Source organism: Streptomyces sp. NPDC034103 (genome assembly GCF_055575395.1).
In genome coordinates, this window is the sequence record NZ_JBVISS010000019.1 from 1 (window position 1) to 16071 (window position 16071).

General features: G+C 69.9%; 15 protein-coding genes and 1 riboswitch. Of the genes, 12 read left to right on the forward strand and 3 right to left on the reverse strand.

Features of this window, described 5'->3' with window-relative positions; genetic code table 11:
- From ACZ56U_RS34490 to ACZ56U_RS34500, 3 genes are all read left to right on the forward strand, one after another.
- Positions 1 to 1265: cytochrome c oxidase subunit I (locus tag ACZ56U_RS34490; RefSeq protein ID WP_469087867.1), on the forward strand; the 1265-nt coding region annotated here is incomplete at its 5' end.
- Positions 1262 to 1660: a cytochrome c oxidase subunit 4 gene (locus ACZ56U_RS34495; protein ID WP_469087868.1), complete on the forward strand. Its 399-nt coding sequence runs from the start codon at positions 1262 to 1264 to the stop codon at positions 1658 to 1660. The genes ACZ56U_RS34490 and ACZ56U_RS34495, both read left to right, overlap by 4 nt.
- Before the next feature lie 152 nt (positions 1661 to 1812).
- Positions 1813 to 3075 (forward strand): L,D-transpeptidase, encoded by a 1263-nt coding sequence (locus ACZ56U_RS34500; protein ID WP_469087869.1) that lies wholly within the window; start codon positions 1813 to 1815, stop codon positions 3073 to 3075.
- Positions 3076 to 3084: 9 nt separating this feature from the next.
- On the opposite strand, the gene ACZ56U_RS34505 is transcribed toward ACZ56U_RS34500, so the two are convergent.
- Complete coding sequence (locus ACZ56U_RS34505; RefSeq protein ID WP_469087870.1) at positions 3085 to 3486, reverse strand: response regulator; 402 nt, start codon at positions 3484 to 3486, stop codon at positions 3085 to 3087.
- A 171-nt stretch (positions 3487 to 3657) separates the two neighbouring features.
- On the opposite strand from ACZ56U_RS34505, the gene ctaE reads away from it, so the two are divergent.
- The 7 genes from ctaE (at position 3658) to ACZ56U_RS34540 (ending at position 13124) form a co-directional block, all read left to right on the forward strand.
- Entirely contained in the window at positions 3658 to 4278 is a 621-nt protein-coding gene (ctaE, locus tag ACZ56U_RS34510; protein WP_391229859.1) for an aa3-type cytochrome oxidase subunit III, read from the forward strand.
- 63 nt (positions 4279 to 4341) lie between these two features.
- Complete coding sequence (gene qcrC, locus ACZ56U_RS34515) at positions 4342 to 5151, forward strand: cytochrome bc1 complex diheme cytochrome c subunit (RefSeq protein WP_391229861.1); 810 nt, start codon at positions 4342 to 4344, stop codon at positions 5149 to 5151.
- Positions 5148 to 6203, forward strand: coding sequence for a cytochrome bc1 complex Rieske iron-sulfur subunit (gene qcrA, locus ACZ56U_RS34520; RefSeq protein WP_469087871.1), 1056 nt, complete (start codon positions 5148 to 5150; stop codon positions 6201 to 6203). The genes qcrC and qcrA overlap by 4 nt, the downstream gene beginning before the upstream one ends.
- Positions 6200 to 7840 (forward strand): cytochrome bc1 complex cytochrome b subunit, encoded by a 1641-nt coding sequence (gene qcrB, locus ACZ56U_RS34525; RefSeq protein WP_469087872.1) that lies wholly within the window; start codon positions 6200 to 6202, stop codon positions 7838 to 7840. The genes qcrA and qcrB overlap by 4 nt, the downstream gene beginning before the upstream one ends.
- A 122-nt stretch (positions 7841 to 7962) precedes the next feature.
- Positions 7963 to 9027 carry an anthranilate phosphoribosyltransferase gene (trpD, locus tag ACZ56U_RS34530; protein ID WP_469087873.1) on the forward strand — a complete coding sequence of 355 codons (1065 nt, stop codon included), beginning with the start codon at positions 7963 to 7965 and terminating at the stop codon, positions 9025 to 9027.
- 200 nt (positions 9028 to 9227) lie between these two features.
- Positions 9228 to 9344, forward strand: a riboswitch (SAM riboswitch).
- A gap of 143 nt (positions 9345 to 9487) precedes the next feature.
- Entirely contained in the window at positions 9488 to 10849 is a 1362-nt protein-coding gene (locus ACZ56U_RS34535; protein ID WP_469087874.1) for an aminotransferase class V-fold PLP-dependent enzyme, read from the forward strand.
- Between the two features lie 64 nt (positions 10850 to 10913).
- Positions 10914 to 13124: a protein kinase domain-containing protein gene (locus tag ACZ56U_RS34540; RefSeq protein WP_469087875.1), complete on the forward strand. Its 2211-nt coding sequence runs from the start codon at positions 10914 to 10916 to the stop codon at positions 13122 to 13124.
- Between the two features lie 34 nt (positions 13125 to 13158).
- Here ACZ56U_RS34540 and ACZ56U_RS34545 read toward each other — a convergent pair whose 3' ends face one another.
- Together ACZ56U_RS34545 and ACZ56U_RS34550 are read right to left on the reverse strand one after the other, a co-directional pair.
- The gene (locus tag ACZ56U_RS34545) at positions 13159 to 13440 is read right to left on the reverse strand and encodes an Lrp/AsnC family transcriptional regulator (RefSeq protein ID WP_391229872.1); all 282 of its coding nucleotides are present in this window, start codon (positions 13438 to 13440) and stop codon (positions 13159 to 13161) included.
- A gap of 42 nt (positions 13441 to 13482) precedes the next feature.
- Complete coding sequence (locus ACZ56U_RS34550) at positions 13483 to 14241, reverse strand: rhomboid family intramembrane serine protease (RefSeq protein WP_469087876.1); 759 nt, start codon at positions 14239 to 14241, stop codon at positions 13483 to 13485.
- 163 nt (positions 14242 to 14404) lie between these two features.
- Here ACZ56U_RS34550 and ACZ56U_RS34555 point away from each other — a divergent pair, with 163 nt between their 5' ends.
- Both ACZ56U_RS34555 and ACZ56U_RS34560 read left to right on the forward strand, forming a co-directional pair.
- Positions 14405 to 14644 (forward strand): hypothetical protein, encoded by a 240-nt coding sequence (locus ACZ56U_RS34555; RefSeq protein ID WP_391229876.1) that lies wholly within the window; start codon positions 14405 to 14407, stop codon positions 14642 to 14644.
- A 38-nt stretch (positions 14645 to 14682) separates the two neighbouring features.
- A complete protein-coding gene (locus ACZ56U_RS34560) occupies positions 14683 to 16026 on the forward strand; it encodes an NYN domain-containing protein (protein ID WP_469087877.1) in 1344 nt (447 codons plus the stop codon).
- Positions 16027 to 16071 lie beyond the last annotated feature (45 nt).

Below are 16071 nucleotides of genomic sequence, written 5' to 3' on the forward strand. Positions count from 1 at the left end.
ACAGCCCGCTCTCCGACGCGGTCCGCTCGCCCGGTATCGGCGCCGACCTGTGGATCATGGGCCTGGCCTTCTCCGGCTTCGGCACCATCCTCGGCTCGGTCAACTTCATCACCACCATCATCTGCATGCGCGCCCCGGGCATGACCATGTTCCGCATGCCGATCTTCGTGTGGAACGTGCTGCTGACCGCGGTGCTGGTCCTGCTGGCCTTCCCGGTCCTCGCGGCCGCGCTGTTCGCCCTGGAGGCGGACCGCAAGTTCGGTGCGCATGTCTTCGACTCCGCCAACGGCGGGGCCTTGCTGTGGCAACACCTCTTCTGGTTCTTCGGCCATCCAGAGGTGTACATCATCGCCCTGCCGTTCTTCGGCATCATCTCCGAAGTGATCCCGGTCTTCTCCCGCAAGCCGATGTTCGGCTACATGGGCCTGATCGGCGCGACCATCGCGATCGCGGGTCTGTCCGTGACGGTGTGGGCGCACCACATGTACGTCACCGGCGGTGTGCTCCTGCCGTTCTTCTCCTTCATGACGTTCCTCATCGCCGTGCCAACGGGTGTGAAGTTCTTCAACTGGATCGGCACGATGTGGAAGGGCTCGCTGTCCTTCGAGACACCGATGCTCTGGGCCACCGGCTTCCTGATCACCTTCACCTTCGGTGGTCTGACCGGTGTCATCCTGGCCTCGCCGCCGATGGACTTCCACGTCTCGGACTCGTACTTCGTGGTGGCGCACTTCCACTACGTGGTGTTCGGCACCGTCGTGTTCGCGATGTTCTCCGGCTTCCACTTCTGGTGGCCGAAGATGACCGGCAAGATGCTCGACGAGCGCCTCGGCAAGATCACCTTCTGGACGCTGTTCATCGGCTTCCACGGCACCTTCCTGGTCCAGCACTGGCTGGGTGCCGAGGGCATGCCCCGTCGTTACGCGGACTACCTCAACGCCGACGGCTTCACCGCCCTGAACACGATCTCTACGATCAGCTCGTTCGTGCTCGGCGCGTCGATCCTGCCGTTCTTCTACAACGTCTGGAAGACCGCCAAGTACGGCAAGAAGATCGAGGTCGACGACCCGTGGGGCTACGGCCGTTCGCTCGAGTGGGCGACGTCCTGCCCGCCGCCGCGGCACAACTTCCTCACCCTGCCGCGGATCCGCAGCGAATCCCCGGCGTTCGACCTGCACCACCCGGAGATCGCCGCTCTCGACCAGCTCGAGAACGCACCTCACGGTGAGAAGGCTCTCGCGGGCGGCAAGGAGGCCGGCAAGTGAAGATCCAGGGCAAGATGTTCATGTGGCTGAGCGTCTTCGTCCTCGCCATGGCGGTCGTCTATGGCGTGTGGTCGAAGGAGCCGGCCGGTACCACGGCGCTCTTCCTGGCCTTCGGCCTGTGCATCATGATCGGCTTCTACCTCGGCTTCACGGCCAAGAGGGTCGACGCGGGCGCGCAGGACAACAAGGAGGCCGACGTCGCGGACGACGCCGGCGAGATCGGGTTCTTCAGCCCGCACAGCTGGCAGCCGCTCTCGCTGGCCGTCGGTGGCGCGCTGGCGTTCCTGTCGATCGCGATCGGCTGGTGGCTGATGTACTTCTCGGCGCCGCTGATCATGCTCGGTCTGTGGGGCTGGGTCTTCGAGTACTACCGCGGTGAGAACCGCACCCAGTAGCACGGCCTGAACCCAAGGAAGCCCGGACACTCCGTCAGGAGGGTCCGGGCTCCCGCTTTTGGAGCAGTTCCGGTCTCCTTTTGCAGCAGCCCGGGTCCCCCGGAGGGGTGACCCACCGCGCCGCCGCCGACGAAGCTTCTTAGCGTGAGCTCATGAGCCAGACTCCGCGTACGCGCACCGTCCTCTCCTGCACGCTGCTGGTGGTCGCCCTGACCGCCGGCGCCACCGCCTGCGGCAGCGACGGCAACCCGCTGTCGGCGGCGCCGTACGACGCGGCGGACCAGGTCTCCTTCAACGGCCCCACGGGCGAGGGCAGGAAGGCCGACCCGGACAAGCCCCTGGAGGTCACCACCGAGGACTCCGACGGGCGCATCACGGACGTCACGGCCCTGGACGCCACAGGACGCTATGTGGCGGGCGAACTCTCCGCCGACGGCACCCGCTGGCACAGCACCAGTCCGCTGGCCGCCAGCGCCCACTACACCGTCCGGGTGAGCACGGAGGACGAGGACGGGGCGCCCGGCCGCGAGGTCCTCGCCTTCGACACCGGCAAGCCGCTCACCAAGAAGCGGCTGAAGGTCACCTTCGGGCCCAAGGCGGGCACGTACGGCGTCGGCCAGCCCATCACCGCCGAACTCAGCAAGCCCGTCAAGGACAGGGCGCAACGGACCGTCGTGGAGCGTGCGCTCAAGGTCGACTCGATGCCCGCCGTGGAAGGCGCTTGGCACTGGGTGGACGACAAGGAGCTGCACTACCGCCCCAAGGAGTACTGGCCCGCCCACGCCACCATCCAGGTGCGAAGCAACCTCAAGGGCATCAAGATCAGCGATCGACTGTGGGGTGGCGAGGTGAAGCCGCTGAAGCTCACCACGGGCGACCGGGTCATCGCCGTCACGGACGCCTCCTCGCACTCCATGACGGTCTACAAGAACGGCAAGGCGATCAACGAGATCCCCGTCACCACCGGCAAGCCCGGCTTCGAGACCCGCAACGGCGTCAAGGTCGTCCTCGGCAAGGAGCGCTTCGTACGGATGCGCGGCACCAGCATCGGTATCGCCGAGGGCTCCTCGGAGTCGTACGACCTGCCCGTCTACTGGGCGACCCGGGTCACCTGGAGCGGCGAGTACGTGCACGCCGCGCCCTGGTCCGTGGGGTCCCAGGGGTACGCGAACGTCAGCCACGGGTGCACGGGCATGAGCACCGGCAACGCCGAGTGGTTCTTCGACAACGTCCGAGAGGGTGACGTCGTCAAGGTCGTGAACTCCTACGGCGACACCATGGAGGCCTTCGGCAACGGCTTCGGCGACTGGAACCTCGGCTGGCAGAAGTGGCGCAAGGGCAGCGCGCTGGTGGGCGGGAGCCCCGACGGCCCCCGCCCCGAGGAGAAGGCGAGACTGCGTCCCGAATCGGTCTGAGCGGCCGTGTCAGGCGCTCAGGGCCTTCCTGCCGCGCAGCAGCGACGCCAGCGCCGACGCGAACTCCACCGGGTCCACCGGGAGCGTCACGGCCGCGTCCGCACGGCTCCAGGTGGCCAGCCAGGCGTCCTGGGGCCGGCCGATCAGCAGCAGGACCGGCGGGCAGTCGAACACCTCGTCCTTGACCTGGCGGCACAGTCCCATGCCGCCCATCGGCGCGGCCTCGCCGTCCAGGACGGCGACATCGATGCCGCCCCGGTCCAGCTCCTTGATCGCGGCGGCCGGGGTCGCGCACTCGACGAACTCGATCACGGGCGCGTCGGGGGCGGGCCTGCGCCCGGTGGCCAACCGCACCTGCTCGCGGGTGCTTGCGTCATCGCTGTAGACCAGCACCGTGGCGGTCGCCTGCATCGTTCCTCCGCGCGTCATTGGTCGGGTACCGATGCGGCGGATGCTACTCCCTTGAACTCGCCGTCAACACCCGCTGGAACACCCCTGCGATGGGCCATCCGGGCAGTACACACGGTGCGGACACTCCGAACGGCACCCCCCGGGGTGAGGGCGGGATAAGCGACCGACATAATGTCGGTCGTGGCGACAGCAACGACAGTAGAAACCGGGCACGCGCACCCGTCGGTCAACCGGCCGAACCTCACCAGCGTCGGAACCATCATCTGGCTGAGTTCCGAGCTGATGTTCTTCGCGGCCCTCTTCGCGATGTACTTCACCCTGCGATCGGTGACCGGTCCGGATCACTGGAAGGAAATGGCTCATGCCCTGAACTTCCCGTTCTCCGCGACGAACACCACGATCCTGGTGCTCTCCTCCCTCACCTGCCAGCTCGGCGTGTTCGCCGCCGAGCGCGGTGACGTGAAGAAGCTCCGGATGTGGTTCATCGTCACCTTCGTGATGGGTGCGATCTTCATCGGCGGTCAGGTGTTCGAGTACACCGAGCTGGTCAAGAAGGACGGGCTCTCGCTCTCCTCGGACCCGTACGGTTCGGTCTTCTACCTGACCACCGGCTTCCACGGCCTGCACGTGACAGGTGGCCTCATCGCCTTCCTGTTCGTCCTCGGTCGCACCTACGCGGCCAAGAGGTTCACTCACGAGCAGGCGACCGCCGCCATCGTCGTGTCCTACTACTGGCACTTCGTCGATGTCGTCTGGATCGGCCTCTTCGCCACGATCTACATGATCAAGTAGCCGGGCCCGCTCCCGCACATTCCAGAAGCATCGACGCAGAAGATCCTGACACCGGGGTAATCCGTGAAAAAGCTCTCCGCACGACGACGCCATCCGCTGGCGGCGGTCGTCGTCCTACTCCTCGCGCTGGCGGCCACTGGGGGGCTGTACGCCGCGTTCGCACCCGCGGACAAGGCGCAGGCCGATGAGACCGCCCAGTCCCTCACCATCGAGGAGGGCAAGAAGCTCTACGCCGTCGGCTGCGCCAGCTGCCACGGCACCGGTGGTCAGGGCACCACCGACGGCCCGAGCCTCGTGGGTGTGGGCGCCGCGGCCGTCGACTTCCAGGTCGGCACCGGCCGTATGCCGGCGCAGCAGCCGGGCGCACAGGTCCCGAAGAAGAAGGTCATCTACACGCAGGCCGAGATCGACCAGCTCGCCGCGTACATCTCCTCCCTGGGGGCCGGTCCGGCCATCCCGACGAAGAACGAGTACAGCCCGGACGGGGCGGACATCGCCAAGGGTGGCGAGCTGTTCCGCACCAACTGCGCGCAGTGCCACAACTTCACCGGCAAGGGCGGTGCGCTCACGCACGGCAAGTTCGCGCCGAGCCTCGAAGGCGTCGACCCGAAGCACATCTACGAGGCCATGCAGACCGGCCCGCAGAACATGCCGTCGTTCCCCGACACCACGCTGTCGGAGCAGAACAAGAAGGACATCATCGCGTACCTCGACGCGGTCAACGGCGACGACACCGAGAGCCCCGGCGGCCTCGAACTGGGCGGACTCGGTCCGGTCAGCGAGGGCCTGTTCGCGTGGGTGTTCGGACTCGGTGCGCTCATCGCGGTTGCCGTCTGGCTCGCCGCTCGGACCGCAAAGGCCAAGAAGTCATGAGTAGCCAAGACATTCCGGAAGAGAACCTGCCCGCAGAGCGGGACACACACGGCGCGGTGGACGTCCCGGACGACAAGAACCCCTTCGCCGACCCGGGTCTGCCGCCCCACGAGCACCGCGTGCAGGACATCGACGAGCGGGCCGCCCGGCGGTCCGAGCGCACGGTCGCCATGCTGTTCACGGTGTCGATGCTGGCCACGGTCGCCTTCATCGCCTCGTACGTGGCGGTGCCGCACGACAGGTCGATCTTCGTCTTCCCGATCGGTCACATCAACGCGCTGAACTTCGCGCTCGGTCTGACCCTCGGTGTGGCGCTCTTCTCGATCGGCGCGGGCGCGGTCCACTGGGCCCGCACCCTGATGTCCGACGAGGAGATGGTCGACGAGCGGCACCCGATCGCCGCCCCGCCGGAGCTCCGCGAGAAGGTCTTCGACGACTGGAGGGCGGGCACCAAGGAGTCCGCGATCGGCCGTCGCAAGCTGATCCGCAACACGATGCTCGGCGCGCTCACCCTGGTGCCGCTCTCCGGCCTCGTGCTGCTGCGTGACCTCGGCCCGCTGCCCGGGACCAAGCTCCGCCACACCATGTGGAAGAAGGGGCTGCTGCTCGTCAACATGAACACGAACGAGCCGCTGCGCCCCTCGGACGTCGCCGTCGGTTCGCTCACCTTCGCCAAGCCCGAGGGCCTGGAGGAGCACGACCACGACTTCCAGACGGAGATCGCCAAGGCGGCCCTGATGATCGTCCGCATCCAGCCGGACGACATCAAGGACAAGCGCGAGCTCGAGTGGTCGCACGAGGGCATCGTCGCGTACTCGAAGATCTGCACCCACGTCGGTTGCCCGATCTCCCTGTACGAGCAGCAGACGCACCACGTGCTCTGCCCCTGCCACCAGTCCACCTTCGACCTCTCCGACGGTGCCCGAGTGATCTTCGGCCCCGCCGGTCACGCCCTGCCGCAGCTGCGCATCGCCGTGAACGACGAGGGCTACCTCGAAGCGCAGGGCGACTTCGAAGAGCCTGTCGGTCCTGCCTTCTGGGAGCGCGGATGAGCACCAACGCGAACACCGAGTCCGCCCGCGACCGCGGGAAGGCACCGGCCGGCGAGAAGTTCGCCGACTGGGCCGACGGCCGACTGGGGATCTACTCCCTGGCCAAGGCCAACATGCGCAAGATCTTCCCCGACCACTGGTCGTTCATGCTGGGCGAGATCTGCATGTACAGCTTCATCATCATCATCCTCACGGGTGTGTACCTGACGCTGTTCTTCCACCCGTCGATGAACGAGGTGGAGTACCACGGCAGTTACGTCCCGCTCCAGGGTCAGCTGATGTCGGAGGCGTTCAGCTCCACGCTGCACATCTCCTTCGACGTCCGTGGCGGTCTGCTCATCCGGCAGATCCACCACTGGGCGGCGCTGATCTTCCTCGCCGGCATGTTCGTGCACATGATGCGCGTGTTCTTCACGGGCGCGTTCCGCAAGCCGCGTGAGGTCAACTGGCTGTTCGGCTTCCTGCTGTTCGTCCTGGGCATGTTCACCGGCTTCACCGGTTACTCCCTCCCGGACGACCTGCTGTCCGGCACCGGTGTGCGCTTCATGGAGGGCGCGATCCTGTCCGTGCCGATCGTGGGCACGTACCTGTCGTTCTTCCTCTTCGGTGGCGAGTTCCCGGGCGGCGACTTCGTGGCCCGCTTCTACTCGGTCCACATCCTGCTGCTGCCGGGCATCATGCTCGGCCTGATGGTGGCGCACCTGATCCTGGTGTTCGTCCACAAGCACACGCAGTACGCGGGTCCGGGCAAGACCAACAAGAACGTCGTCGGCATGCCGCTGTTCCCGGTCTACACGGCCAAGGCCGGAGGCTTCTTCTTCCTGGTCTTCGGTGTCATCGCGGTCATCTCGGCCATCGCCTCGATCAACCCGATCTGGGCCATGGGTCCCTACCGGCCCGACCAGGTGTCCACGGGCGCCCAGCCGGACTGGTACATGGGCTTCTCCGAGGGCCTGATCCGTGTCATGCCGGGCTGGGAGATCGACCTCTGGGGCCACACGCTCGTCCTGGGTGTGTTCATCCCGCTGATGATCTTCCCGCTGGTCCTGGTCGCGATCGCGGTCTACCCGTTCATCGAGGCCTGGGTCACCGGCGACAAGCGCGAGCACCACATCCTGGACCGCCCGCGCAACGCTCCGACGCGTACCGCCTTCGGTGTCGCCTGGCTGACGGTGTACTTCGTGCTGCTGATCGGTGGCGGCAACGACCTGTGGGCCACGCACTTCCACCTGTCGATCAACTCGATCACCTGGTTCGTCCGGATCGCGTTCTTCGTCGCGCCGGTGCTCGCGTTCATCGTCACCAAGCGGGTCTGTCTCGGCCTCCAGCGCCGCGACCGGGAGAAGGTGCTGCACGGCCGCGAGTCCGGCATCATCAAGCGCCTGCCGCACGGTGAGTTCATCGAGGTGCACGAGCCGCTCAGCCAGGAGCAGCTGCACACGCTCACGGCGCACGAGCAGTACAAGCCGGCCGAGATCGGCCCGACGGTCGACGAGAACGGCGTCGAGCGCAAGGTGAAGGGTTCCGAGAAGCTGCGCGTCAAGCTGAGCAAGGCTTACTACGGCGAGGAGTCCCAGATCCCCAAGCCGACCGTCGAGGAGTACAAGGAGATCACGAGCGGCCACGGCCACCACTGATCGCTGCGCTCGCCACGCGCGCAGGAAGGGCCCCCGTCCGGTCTTCGGACGGGGGCCCTTCCGCGTGCTCCGAGCTGGATAGGGTGGGCCCACCACGTTCTACGACAACCAGGAGCGGCCTGATGAGCGCTGTGACCCCCGCTGGAGGCGACACCGCGGCGGGCCGTTCCTGGCCCGAGGTACTGAGCACCCTGCTCGGCGGGCGGGACCTGACCGCCGGTGACACGGCGTGGGCCATGGACCGCTTCATGAGCGGCGAGGCCACGGACGCCCAGATCGCGGGCTTCATGGTGGCCCTGCGGGCCAAGGGCGAGACGGTCGAGGAGATCACCGGTCTCGTGGAGGCGATGTACGCGCACGCGCAGCCGCTGGACATCCCCGGCCCCGCCGTCGACATCGTCGGCACCGGCGGTGACCGGGCGAAGACGGTCAACATCTCCACGATGTCTGCCATCGTGATCGCGGGCGCCGGGGCCAAGGTCGTCAAGCACGGCAACCGGGCCTCCTCCTCGGCGAGCGGTTCGTCCGACGTGCTGGAGAAGCTCGGCATCAACCTGGACCTGTCGCCCGCGCGGGTGGCCGAGGTGGTGGACGAGGCCGGCATCACCTTCTGCTTCGCGGCCAAGTTCCACCCGTCGATGCGGTTCGTCGGCGGGGTCCGGCGGGATCTGGGGATCCCGACCTCGTTCAACCTCCTCGGCCCGCTGACCAACCCCGCCCGGGTCACCGCCTCGGCGGTCGGCTGCTTCGACACCCGGATGGCGGGGCTCATCGCCGGGGTGCTCGCCGAGCGCGGTTCCTCCGCGCTGGTCTTCCGCGGCGACGACGGTCTCGACGAGCTGACGACCACGGCCACGTCACGGGTGTGGGTCGTCCGCGACGGCGCGGTGCGCGAGGAGGCTTTCGACCCACGGGACGTCGGTCTCGACCTGGTGCCGGTGGAGGCGCTGCGGGGCGCGGACGCCTCGTTCAACGCCGAGGTCGCCCGACGGCTGCTGGACGGTGAGACCGGCGCGGTGCGGGACGCGGTGCTGCTCAACTCGGCTGCCGCGCTGGTGGCGTTGACACCGACCGGGGCGCCGCTCGTGGACCAGATCCGGGCCGGCATGGCGAGGGCCGCCGAGTCCATCGACTCCGGCGCGGCCAAGCGGACGCTGGAGCGCTGGGTGGCGGCCAGCAACGCCTAGGCGCTCCGCCGGGTGGTGCCGCGACCGGACCGCGTGTCGCTCGCGGCGCCGTCGTGGCCGGTCGCGCCGCCGGTCGCGCCCACGCGGCGGTAGCCGCACATCGATACGGCCCCGCGCCTCTTCGGGGGCGCGGGACCTCGATTCCGTCATGCGGACAGCGGTTGCGGGACCGCGATCACTTCCCCTATCTTCCTGTACCAGGTCATGAGTGACAGTCATGAGGCCCCGGCCGACTGTCCGGCAACCCTCCGTCCGTGGCGGGGTGCCCCGGGTGAGGACCAGGTCGTAGGCAGCGAGGTCTACGACAAGCGCGGACCCCTCGAGAAACCAGGGGTCCTGGTCGTCGAGGAGCCTTCCGTGAGCAAGCGAATGCGATAGGGCCGCCGAGCCCCGCCTCCGCGCACCCTTCTTCCTTTCCCCGCATGCCGTCCTTCCGCATGCCCTCTCACGGGAGTTCCCCATGTCTGTCTCCACCGCTGCCGCCGCCCAGACGCTTTGCACCCCGCTGCCCGTTCTGGGGCGTGATGTCACCGTCCCGCTCGTCACGGGCGGCGAGACCACCTACGCGGCCCTCGACTACGCGGCCAGCGCCCCCGCCCTCCAGCGGGTCTGGGACGACGTGGCGGCCTACGCCCCGTACTACGGCAGCGTGCACCGGGGAGCCGGCTACCTCTCCCAGCTCTCGACGGACCTGTTCGAGAACGCCCGCCGGACCGTCGCGGAGTTCCTGGACTGCCGGGACGACGACCAGCTGATCTTCACCCGCTCCACCACGGACTCCCTCAACCTGCTGGCCCAGGCCCTCCCCGCCGACTGCCAGGTCTTCGTCTTCGAGACCGAGCACCACGCGAGCCTGCTGCCCTGGCAGGACGCCCGGGTCAGCTACCTCGACGCCCCGCGCACCCCGGCCCAGGCCGTCGAGACCCTGGAGAAGGCCCTCGCCGCCCGTGACCCCCACGGCCCGGCCCTCGTCTGCGTCACCGGCGCCTCCAACGTCACCGGCGAGCTGTGGCCGGTGCGTGAGCTGGCCGCCGCCGCCCACGCGCACGGCGCCCGGATCGTCCTGGACGCCGCCCAGCTGGCCCCCCACCACCCGGTGTCGGTCCAGGACCTCGACGTCGACTGGGTCGCCTTCTCCGGGCACAAGCTGTACGCGCCCTTCGGCTCCGGTGTCCTGGCCGGCCGCGCCGACTGGCTCGTCGCGGCCGACCCCTACCTCGCCGGCGGCGGCGCCAGCCGGAAGGTCACCCGGCGCGAGGACGGGGGAGTGGACGTGGAGTGGCACGAGAGCGCGGCCCGCCACGAGGCCGGTTCCCCCAACGTCATCGGCGCCTACTCCATCGCCTCCGCCTGCAAGGCCCTCACCGAGGCCGGCTTCGACACCCTGGTCGCCCGCGAGCAGCACCTGATCGAGAAGGTGCGCCGGGGTCTCGCCGACGTCCCCGAGGTCCGCGTCCTGTCCCTCTTCGGGGACGACGCCCCCCGGGTCGGCGTGATCTCCTTCGTCGTCGAGGGCTGGAACAGCTCCCACTTCGCCGCCGCCCTCTCCGCCGAGTACGGCATCGGCGTGCGCGACGGCCTCTTCTGCGCCCACCCCCTGGTGCGCACGCTCCTCGGCAGCGACCCGCAGACCCAGGGCGAGTGCGGGGCCCCGGAGGCCGCGCCGGGTGAGAAGTCCCTGAACGCGATCCGGGTGAGCTTCGGGGCGGGGACGCCGGACGAGCACGTGGAGCGGTTCGTGACCGCGGTGCGGGAGCTCGTCACCGAGGGGGCGAAGTGGACGTACCGGACCGAGGACGGCCGTTGCGTCCCGGCGGTCTGACCTGCCGACAGGCCTGCTATACCCTGCCTCCTCGAGAGGTTCACGCGGGACGGGGGAGCGGGAAGTGCAGGCGCTGCGCGCGACGGACCCACGCAGGATCGGCCCGTACGAGGTGCGGGGCCGGCTCGGCTCGGGCGGTATGGGCGAGGTCTATCTCGCCGAATCGCGGACGGGACTGCGGCTGGCGGTGAAGGTCGTGCGGTCCGAGTACGCCCAGGACCGCACCTTCCGCGCCCGGTTCCGGCAGGAGGTGCGGGCCGCCCAGACGGTCGGCGGGTCCGGGACGTACACCGCGCGGGTGGTCGACGCCGATCCCGAGGGCGAGCACCCCTGGATGGCGACCGAGTTCGTGACGGGGCCGAACCTCCGGGACGCGGTGCTGGACGGCGGGCCCCTGCCGGAGCGGGCGGTCAGGGTGCTGGCGGGGGCGCTGGGCGAGGCGTTGGCCGCGATCCACGCCAAGGGCATGGTGCACCGCGACCTGAAGCCGTCCAACATCCTGCTGGCCCCCGACGGCCCCCGGGTCATCGACTTCGGGATCGTCCGGGCGCTGGAGGCGACGGCGATGACCCGCACGGGCGCGATCGTCGGCTCGGTCGGCTATGTCTCCCCCGAGCAGATCCGCAACGGCGGGCAGGTCGGTCCGCCGAGCGACGTCTTCGCGCTGGGCGCGGTGCTGGCGTACGCGGCGAGCGGCCGTGAGCCCTTCGGGGAGGGGCAGGACTCCGTGATCCTGCTGCGCGTGCTGACCCGGGACTTCGACCTGAAGGGCGTGCCGGAGGGACTGCTGCCGCTGGTGGAGTCGTGTCTGCGCGAGGAGCCGGGGGAGCGGCCGACGCCCGAGGCGGTGGTCGAGGCCGTGGGGCACACGGCGGGGTCGCTGCGGGAGAGCGTGCGGGCGGGCTGGTTCACGGCCGCCGCACCGGACCCCGTGGCCGCCAAGGCGGACGGACGGTGGGTTCCGCAGGGGGAGCGGGAGAGCCGGGTCGAGTACGTGGCGCCGGTGACGGTGACGGACGCGGTGGTGCCGGGCGCCCCCGAGGCGCCCGTACCGGCGGCCGCGACCGCGCCGGAGACGGCGGGCTCCCGGCCGGTGCCCTCGCGGCGCGGACTGCTGCGGGCCCTGGCGGGCGGGGCCGTGGTCGCCGGTGCCGGGGGAGCGGGCGGCTGGTGGTGGCTCAAGGAGTCCGACGGCGGCGCGACAGGCGACCGGCCGAGCGCGGGTACGCCGACGGCCGTCGCGAAGAAGGCGACCGTGAGCTGGACGTACGACGTCGGCTCGCCCAGCGTGGCCGACGGGCCCTGCGGCGCCCTCTCCGCCGACGGCGGGCTGCTGTACGTCGCCGTGGCCGGCGGGACCCTGCGGGCCGTGGGCAGCGACGGCGCCGAACGCTGGAAGGTGAGCCTCATCGAGGGGAACGCCACCGTCACCAGGCCGGTCGTCACGGACGACGGGATCTTCATCGCCGTGGTCACCGACGAGGCGGACGCGCAGGAGGCACCGGCCGCCCCGGGACGGCTCATCGCGGTGAGCGTCAGAGGCGAGCAGATGTGGTCCAAGACGCTGCCCAGCGGCTACTTCCGTCAGCCCGTCGCCCTCGGGGACACCATCGCCGTCGCCAGTGCGGTGAGCGCGTTCGACGGCAAGGGCATCGTCCAGGCGTACGACGCCACGGGCAATGTGCGCTGGGACGCGTCACTGGGCGCGGGGCCGACCGAGAGCCCCGTGGTGGCCGACGGCGTGCTCTATGTGCCCAGTTACGACAACCACCTCTACGCGCTCGCCGACGACGGCGCCACCGTGCTGTTCAAGGCCGACCTGAAGGGCGATGCCGACCGGCCCGCCGTGCACGGCGGCACCGTGGTCGTGAGCCCCGGGAACGAGGCGCAGGACCTGCTCGGGCTGGACCTCAAGGGAAACCTGCGCTGGCGGAAGGCGGGCCTCGCCGGTTCGTATGTCGCGGCCGAGGGCGCGGACGCCTTCGACTTCCTGGGGGTGGCCGACGAGGACGCCACCCTCAGGGCGCTCACCAGGGACGGGAACGTCGTCTGGGAGTACTCCACCGGTGGGGCCTGCTCGGATCCGGCGCTGGTGGACTCCACGATCTACGTGCGCTCGGACACCGACGTCCACGCCCTGGGCACGGACGGCAAGATGATCTGGCGGGCCGGGGCGGGCGTGGACGGAGGCGCCGTCCTGACGCCCGTGGTCACCGGCCGCCGCGTCTACGCCGCCACGGCCAAGGGCATCACCGCGCTCGACGTCGAGGGCTAGTGCCGCGCCGGGGCGGACGTTGCCTGCCGCGGCGCTAGCTGTCCAGCCCGATCGCGAACGCCGCCTCCAGGTCGTGCTGGGAGTACGTGCGGAAGGCGACGTGGGTGTCCGTGCCCTCGACGCCCGGGATCTTGCTGATGTTGCCCGGGATGACCTCGGCGAGGTCCTCGTGCCGCTTGACCCGGACCATGGCGATCAGGTCGTAGGTGCCGGTGACGGAGAAGACCTCGCTGACGGAGTCCAGGGCCGCGATCGACTCGGCGATCTCGGGGATCCGGTCCACGCTGGTCTTGATGAGGACGATCGCGGTGATCACGGCTGGTTCTCTCCCTCGGGGGCCGCTGCTGGGGCTCTCACCCTACTCGCGGTCCACCTGGCCTGGTTGTTCCGCCGGGGGTCCCGGGGCCGTCCCCCGGAAAGGCACAGCGGGGGCGCGGCCGAAGCGCACCCACGCGAAGGCGAAGCCCAGGCCGAAGCCCACCAGATGGGCCAGGTACGCCACCCCGGGACCGCGCGAGGCCTGCCCCGCCGCCAGCCACTGCAGGGCCGCCCAGAAGGGCAGCACGACCCAGGCCGGGAAGCGCAGGGGGAGGAAGAACAGGAACGGGAGCAGGCTTGTCACCCGGGCCCCGGGGAAGAGGAACAGAAACGCCCCGAGAACCGCCGAGATCGCCCCCGAGGCGCCGACCAGCGACTGTTCGGACTCGGCGTTGGCGGCCGCGTAGCCCAGCAGCGCGAGATAACCGCAGCCCAGATAGAAGAGGGTGAACTGGACGCGGCCCATCCGTTCCTCGGTCAGCCCGCCGAAGACGTAGAGGAAGAGCATGTTGCCGAGGAGGTGGACCCAGCTGCCGTGGACGAAGAGCGCGGTCGCCGGGGTGAGCAGGGCTCTGGCCGAGCCCTCGAACAGTTCTGCGGGGATGACACCCCAGCGGTGGAAGTAGGCGCGCTGGGCCGCGAGCAGCTCGTCGCCGGTGCCGTACGCCGGGTTGAGTCCCGCCGGCGGACCGATCACGAAGAGCACGCAGCACAGGGCGATGAGGCCGTAGGTCACCGGCGCGGACCGCCACAGCGACCTGCTGGCCCGGGAGGCTCCTGCGCTCCAGTTGCTGATCATGAACACAGAGCATGACGTAACGGGACGCAAGCTGACAGACCGCCTCGCCGCCATGGACGGACCAGCGGCGAGTCCCCGCCAGGCCGTAGGGTTACCGCCACACGCCCGGCCGCCCGGTGCGTCGCGGACAATGGAAGACCTAGAAGGAAAGAGCTCAGTCACGATGACGGTTCCCCTGCCGACCGCCTCGACGCGCTGGCGCTGCAGCCTGTGCGGCAACCTCACGCGCTTCGATGTGACCCGCTCCTCGAAGGTCGTCGAGTACGTCCACCTCGACCTGGCCGGTGAGCCGAACGTCGAGGAGCGCGAGGTGGTCAGTGAGACCATCGAGTCGGTCCGCTGCCGCTGGTGCAACGCCGTGGATCAGGTGGAGCTCGTGGACAGGCCGGGCGCCGGCTCCTGAGGGAGCGGGCCTCGCCGCAACGGTTGGGGTGTTGACGGATGGTGGAGAGCGCAGGCGGGGGGCCGGGCGACGGCGCCGCTGAGGTGCTCGACCGTCCGCTGCCCGACGGCGTGCGCCGACGCGTCGTGCAGATCGTCTCCGACGGCTTCGGCGGCCTGACCGTCGGTGAACTGCCCGCGCAGCTCAGACAGTACGCGCGGTTCGCACCCAACCGGCGGGCCAAGTTCGCGGGCAACGCGATGGCGGCGGCGCTGGAGACGGACCCGCTGTTCCGGCAGCGGATCGGGGAGAAGTTCAGAGAGGCCCAGCCGGAACTGGCCGGCGCCCTCGACTCCGGCTCGCCGCCCCCGGCCGCGGACCCGCTCGACGTGGCGGCCGCGGCCTATGTTCTGCGCCCCACGGGCTGGGTGAAGCTCGTGACCGCGGCCGGCGAGGAGGCGCAGCGGGCCGACGCCGAGCGCGTCGACGAGGAGAACCGGGCCGAGCTGGAACGGCTGCGCGGGGAGCTGGCGCTCGCCCGGGAACAGACCCGGAGTGAGACCGAGCGGCTGCGCACGGAGCTGGAGTCGGCCAAGAAGGAAGCCGAATCGCTTCACCGCAAGCTGCGGGCCGCCCTCAGCGACGTCAAGCGCGGTGAGGCCGCCCTGCGCAAGCTGCGGGGCGAGATGGAGTCGGTCCGGGCGGAGGCGCACACCCAGGTGTCCGCCGCCGAGGTCGAGGCCCGGCGCCTCAAGGCCCGGCTGAGCGAGGTCGAGGCGGCGCTGGAGGCCACCCGGCGGGCGGCCCGGGAAGGGCGCAGCGTCGAGGACATGCGGGTCCGGCTGCTGCTGGACACCGTGCTCGACGCCGCCCAGGGGCTGCGCCGCGAGCTGGCGTTGCCGCCGGTGTCGGTGCGCCCCGCCCAGACCGTGGACGCGGTGGAACCGGGCCGGATGACCCCGAAGGACATCGCGGCGCGGGCGCTGTCCGAGCACGACCCCGCGATCCTGGACCAGCTGCTCGCCCTGCCCCAGGCGCACTTGGTGGTCGACGGCTACAACGTCACCAAGACCGGCTATCCCCAGATGCCGCTGGAGAAGCAGCGGCTGCGGCTCCTCGGCCAGCTCTCGCAGCTCGCCGCGCAGACCGGGGCCGAGGTGACGTGCGTGTTCGACGGGGCCGAGCTGGCCGCGCCGGTGCTGCTGGCGCCGCCGCGCGGGGTGCGGGTGCTGTTCTCCAAACCGGGCGTCACCGCCGACGAGTTGATCCGCCAGCTGGTGCGTGCCGAGCCGCCGGGGCGGCCGGTCATCGTCGCCTCCACCGACCGTGAGGTGGCCGACGGGGTGGCCAAGGCGGGGGCGCGGCCGGTCGCCTCCGCGATGCTGCTGAAGCGGCTTTCCTGACCCCTGCGTATCACCTGCCCCAAACGTCAAAGCCTGGGTTTATTG